The sequence below is a fragment of the Streptomyces sparsus genome (assembly GCF_054776295.1).
This window is the reverse complement of record NZ_BAAHCA010000323.1, coordinates 1-4,992: the sequence shown is the minus strand read 5'-3', so window position 1 is coordinate 4,992 and position 4,992 is coordinate 1. Positions and strand designations below refer to the sequence as shown.

Annotated in this window: 4 protein-coding genes and 1 pseudogene; 2 read left to right on the top strand and 3 right to left on the bottom strand. The window is 72.6% G+C overall.

Annotated features, from left to right (window positions below; all coding sequences use genetic code 11):
* Window positions 1-43: 43 nt before the first annotated feature.
* Genes ACYVE9_RS15465 through ACYVE9_RS15455 form a run of 3 tightly spaced genes read right to left on the bottom strand, consistent with a single transcriptional unit; the run spans window position 44 to window position 2,932 of the window.
* A complete protein-coding gene (locus ACYVE9_RS15465) occupies window positions 44-1,429 on the bottom strand; it encodes a coenzyme F420-0:L-glutamate ligase (protein ID WP_461028426.1) in 1,386 nt (461 codons plus the stop codon).
* Window positions 1,426-2,388 (bottom strand): 2-phospho-L-lactate transferase, encoded by a 963-nt coding sequence (gene cofD, locus ACYVE9_RS15460; protein ID WP_461028425.1) that lies wholly within the window; start codon window positions 2,386-2,388, stop codon window positions 1,426-1,428. The genes ACYVE9_RS15465 and cofD overlap by 4 nt, the downstream gene beginning before the upstream one ends.
* A gap of 13 nt (window positions 2,389-2,401) precedes the next feature.
* Window positions 2,402-2,932: a cysteine dioxygenase gene (locus tag ACYVE9_RS15455; RefSeq protein WP_461028424.1), complete on the bottom strand. Its 531-nt coding sequence runs from the start codon at window positions 2,930-2,932 to the stop codon at window positions 2,402-2,404.
* Between the two features lie 719 nt (window positions 2,933-3,651).
* Between ACYVE9_RS15455 and ACYVE9_RS15450 the strand changes: the two genes are divergently transcribed.
* Both ACYVE9_RS15450 and ACYVE9_RS15445 read left to right on the top strand, forming a co-directional pair.
* Window positions 3,652-3,915: a WhiB family transcriptional regulator gene (locus ACYVE9_RS15450; RefSeq protein WP_283993631.1), complete on the top strand. Its 264-nt coding sequence runs from the start codon at window positions 3,652-3,654 to the stop codon at window positions 3,913-3,915.
* A 255-nt stretch (window positions 3,916-4,170) separates the two neighbouring features.
* Window positions 4,171-4,932, top strand: a pseudogene (locus tag ACYVE9_RS15445) (glycosyltransferase); the annotation flags it as partial.
* Window positions 4,933-4,992: the final 60 nt, after the last annotated feature.

Below are 4,992 nucleotides of genomic sequence, written 5' to 3'. Positions count from 1 at the left end.
GCCGGGCCACGGCCTGCGGCCGGCCCGGGGGCGTCCCCCGGGGTCAGCGCACGACCAGGAAGTCCTCGCTGGTCCGCGGCGGGCGGGGAGGTGGAGGGGCGGCCGGATGCCCCACGGCCACCGCGCCCATCGGGTCCCAGTCGTCGGGCAGCTCCAGCACCCGCCGGACCACGTCCCGGCAGAACATCGTCGAGGACACCCACGCCGAACCGAGGTGTTCACCGGCCAGCGCGACCAGCAGGTTCTGCACGCCCGCGCCCGCGGCGACCACGAACATCTCCCGTTCGGCCGTGCTGCGCCGCGCGTCAGGGTAGTGGTGCGCGCCTTCCGCGACCAGGCACGGCACGACCAGGTACGGCGCCCGCCGCAGCACGTCCCCGCGCCGCACGCGCCGGGTGACGCTCTCCTCGGAGCGGCCGTCCGCCCGCAGGTCCGCGATCCAGGCGTCTCGCATGGCGTCGAGCAGCCGTACCCGGCTGTCCGGCGACTCCAGCAGGACGAAGCGCCACGGTGTGGTGTGGTGCGGGGCGGGCGCGGTGACGGCGAGGGCGACCGCACGGCGGACGGCCGCCGGGTCCACCGGCTCGTCGGTGAAGTCGCGGACCGTGCGACGCAGCGACACCGCCTCGCGGACGGCCTCGGAGGTGCCCAGCCGGAACATGTCCTGTGCGGCGGGCCGGACCAGGATCCGGGCGCCCTCGTCCCCGGCGGCCACCGACCCGGGGTCGGGAACGGTGGAGGCGTCCGGCGGGGCCTCCTCGTCGAGGCCGAGCACGTGCTGCGGCAGACCGCGCAGCACGGCCACCGGCATGCCGTCCGCCTTGCCCTTCACCAGTTCACCCGCACCGGCCAGTTCGTCGGCGACGGCGGTGACGGTGACACCGAGCGGGTTGCCGTGCGCGTCGGTGCTGCCCCGCAGGTCCTGCACCACGCGCACCCCGGCCGCGCCGATCGCGACGTCCGTCTGCCCGATGCGCCAGGGCCGCCCGAAGGTGTCCGTGACGACCACGCCGACCTCGACGCCGAGCAGTTCCCGGATGCCGTCCCGCAGCCGTCGGGCGGAGGCGTCCGGGTCCTCGGGCAGCAGCAGGACGGTGCCCTGCGGGGTGTTCGAGGCGTCGACGCCCGCCGCCGCCATCACGAACCCGTGCCGGCTCTCGACGATGCGGGCCGGTCCGCGGCGGGCCACCGTGCGGACCGTCTCGGCGTCGATGGCGGCCTCCCGGTCGGTCGCCCGCACCGACCGGCCCTCGGCCTTGCTGACGATCTTGGAGGTGACCAGCAGCACGTCGCCGTGCGCCAGCCCGGGCATGCCGCTGCCGGTCGCGGCGTCCGCGACCAGCTGCGCCAGGTCGTCGCCCGACCGGACCTCGGGTATGCCCGGCAGCGCCCACACCTGGTACGACGGCGCCGGGTCCGGTTCGCTCACGACCGCACTTCTTCCGCGAGGGCGAGTGCCGCGGCGGCCATCTCCGTGGTGGCGTCCAGGTCGGTCATCATCAGCGGCACCGCGCGGCAGCGGATGCCGGCGGCCTCCACGGCGTCCACGGCGGACGCGTCCACGGTGTCCACCAGCCAGCCGTCCAGCAGCCCGGAACCGTAGTGCTGGGCGACGGCCGTCGCGGTGGTCTCCACGCCGATGGCGGCGAGCATCCTGTCGGCCATGCCCCGGACCGGGGCGTCACCGACGATGGGGGAGAGGCCGACCACCGGCACACCGGCGTCGGCGATGGCCTCGCGGATGCCGGGCACCGCGAGGATCGTGCCGACACTGACCACCGGGTTGGAGGGCGGGAAGAGAACGACGTCGGCGCCGGCGATCGCGTCCAGCACGCCGGGCGCGGGCTCGGCCTGCTCGGCGCCCACCGGCACCACGGCGTGCCCCTCGACGTCGATGCGCAGCCGCACCCAGTACTCCTGGAAGTGCACGGCCTTCCGGCTGCCGTCCTCGGTGTCGACGAGGACGTGCGTCTCGACCCGGTCGTCGGTCATCGGCAGCAGCCGCACGCCGGGCTGCCAGCGTCGGCACAGCGCCTCGGTGACCGCGCTCAGCGGATAGCCCGCGCCGATCATCTGGGTGCGCACGATGTGGGTGGCGAAGTCGCGGTCGCCCAGCCCGAACCACTCCGGCCCCACACCGTAGGCCGCCAGTTCCTCCTTGACCGTGAACGTCTCGTCGGCGCGGCCCCAGCCCTGCTCCTGGTGGATGCCGCCGCCGAGCGTGTACATCACGGTGTCGAGGTCGGGGCAGACCTTCAGCCCGAACAGATGGATGTCGTCACCCGTGTTGCCGATGACGGTGATGTCCGCCTCCGGGACGGCCTGTCGCAGGCCGCGCAGGAAACGGGCACCGCCGATGCCGCCGGCCAGAACCACAATGCGCTGCATGCGGCACAGTCTGTCAGCCGGTGGTGACGCCCGGGGCGGCGGGCGAGGGCAGCGGCGCGCCCGGCTCGGCGAGCGGGGTGGCGCCGTGGGTGTCGTGCATCGGCATCGTGGTGAGGCCGGGCGAGTAGACGTGCAGGCTGACGGCCGGTTCCAGGGTGTCGTTGACGATCTCGTGCGCGTAGCCGGGGCCGAAGACCCGCTGCGAGCCGGTCGCCAGCTCGCGGCTCGTCGCCGCCGTACGTTCGGTCAGGCGGCCCTGGAGCACGGTGAGTACGCCGGAGGAGGCGCCGTGGTCGTGCAGGCCGCTGCGCTGCCCGGGCACCCAGCTCAGCAGCCACACCTCGTAGCCGGGGCCGGTGCGCAGCCGGTGGTACCAGCGGGTGGTGGCGTCGTAGCGGACCAGCGGGGCCCAGGAGTCGCGGTCGGCCGCGACGGCTCGGGCGAGCCCGGCGAAGCCGGAGACCGTCGACGGGTGCGCGGGCGCGGGCGGCAGCAGGTGGGGGATGGCGAGCAGATCGCCGGCGATCTCGACGTCGCTGTTCACAGGTGGTGTCCCTAGCGGCAGTGGGTGGCTGTGCTGATGGGGGAGCGCGGCGGGAGGCACCCGGAGGGGCGCCTCAAAGCTCGACGCGGAGGTCCCTCCGGAGCGAGGCGCCCGAGAGCGGGCTCAGCGCGGGGAGGGGGCGTCTCTCAACGGAGTCAGGAGGCGTGCCTCAACAACAGCAACAGCGACAGTCGACCTGGGCAGCGCGAACGGACCCGCGGACGCGGGTCGGGCTGGGCGCAGGAGTCACTGGCATGGGACCAGAAGAGCGTGCCGAACCGCCTGCTGTCAACCGGATGTCCCGTTTGGCGGCATTGGTTCACCCCTTTCAGCTGGTTGGCGCGACCAGAGGTTTGCTTGCGCGGAACCCGGATACCAGGCGCAGCAACCGTATCGGCGACCGCCGTTGTGCTTCCGTGATCGTTCTGTGATCAAGTTCGCATCGGAGTGCGAGGCGCAACGCGGGTGGTGGGCGGTGGCGTCTGAGGCATTGAGGACGTCGATCGGCCGCTTCGCGGGTGCGGTGTTCGTTGTCATAGTTTGTGGCGATATGAACACTTACTGCGATGCCTTGGTTCCGCAGAGTGAATAACGGACCCAATAGCAGATCTCGGCTTGACTGCCACGGATCGGCGCACTTGTAATTTCACTCGTGTCGTTCAGCACTGATCGATAACGGTGGCATCACGGGGACATAAAGACCGACGAGGGGCGCGCACATGACCGAGCTGTTCCAGCAACTGCTGGTCGAAGAGGCGGAAGAAGAGTTCGGCTGGCAGGAGCGCGCACTGTGCGCCCAGACCGATCCCGAGTCCTTCTTCCCTGAGAAGGGTGGCTCGACCCGCGAGGCGAAGAAGGTCTGCCTCGCCTGCGAGGTCCGCTCCGAATGCCTTGAATACGCACTCGCCAACGACGAACGCTTCGGCATCTGGGGCGGCCTCTCGGAACGCGAACGCCGCCGGCTCAAGAAAGCCGCCATCTGACCCTCCCCGTCCCCGGAGGCAGTCGAGGCCGCGTCGGAGCCGGGATCGTCCCGCCCGGTGACGGCGGCGGGGGCCCGCCCGGACGGGCCCCCACACAGCCGGTCAAACCAGTCGAACCGCCCGGACCGCTCGAAGCAGCGCGGTAGCGGGCGGTCTGGCCGGTCCGGGGCGCGGCGGCGGCAGACCCCATTAGTGTGGGGCACCGTCCAGGACGCACCGCGTCCTCCGCACCCACTGACCGGGGCCCGTAGCTCGATGTCCGTGCACAGCCACTCGGCGGCCCAGTACGAACAGGCCGCTCCCGAGTTCCCGAAGCACGTCGTTACCGCCGTGCTCGTCTCCCACGACGGAGAGCGCTGGCTCCCCGACGCATTGGCCGGACTGGTCGGCCAGGTCCGCCCGGCGCAGGACGTCATCGCCGCCGACACCGGCAGCGCCGACGCCTCCGCCCAGCTCGTCACCGACCCGCTCGGCGCCGACCGCGTCCTCCACCTCGCCCGCCGCACCGGCTTCGGCACCGCCGTCGCCGAGGCAGCCCGCACCGCGCCGGTCCTCGGCCCGGACGAACTGCCCTACCTGAAACGGCCCAGCGGCTGGGACCCGGTGACCAGGAGCTGGCACGACGACGCCTACGACCTGCCCGAACTGCCGCACGGCGAACCCGTGCACTGGCTGTGGCTGCTGCACGACGACAGCGCCGCCGAACCCGAGGCACTGCTCGAACTGCTGCGGGTCGCCGACGGCAGCCCCTCCGCCGCGATCGTCGGCCCCAAGCTGCGCAGTTGGTACAACACCCGCCAACTGCTGGAGACCGGCGTCTCCATCGCCAACAGCGGCCGCCGCTGGACGGGCCTGGACCGCCGCGAACAGGACCAGGGCCAGCACGACCAGGTCCGCCAGGTCCTCTCGGTCTCCAGCGCCGGCATGCTCATCCGCCGCGACGTCTTCGAGGAACTCGGCGGCTTCGACCGCCGGTTGCCGCTGATGCGCGACGACGTCGACCTGTGCTGGCGGGCCTAGGCGGCCGGCCACCGTGTGCTCGTGGCCCCCGCCGCCGCGCTGCGGCACGCCGAGGCC

Coding starts and splice junctions, on each gene's coding strand:
- cofD (WP_461028425.1), bottom strand. CDS start 2,388: ATGCAGCGCATTGTGGTTCTGGCCGGCGGCATCGGCGGTGCCCGTTTC.
- ACYVE9_RS15450 (WP_283993631.1), top strand. CDS start 3,652: ATGACCGAGCTGTTCCAGCAACTGCTGGTCGAAGAGGCGGAAGAAGAG.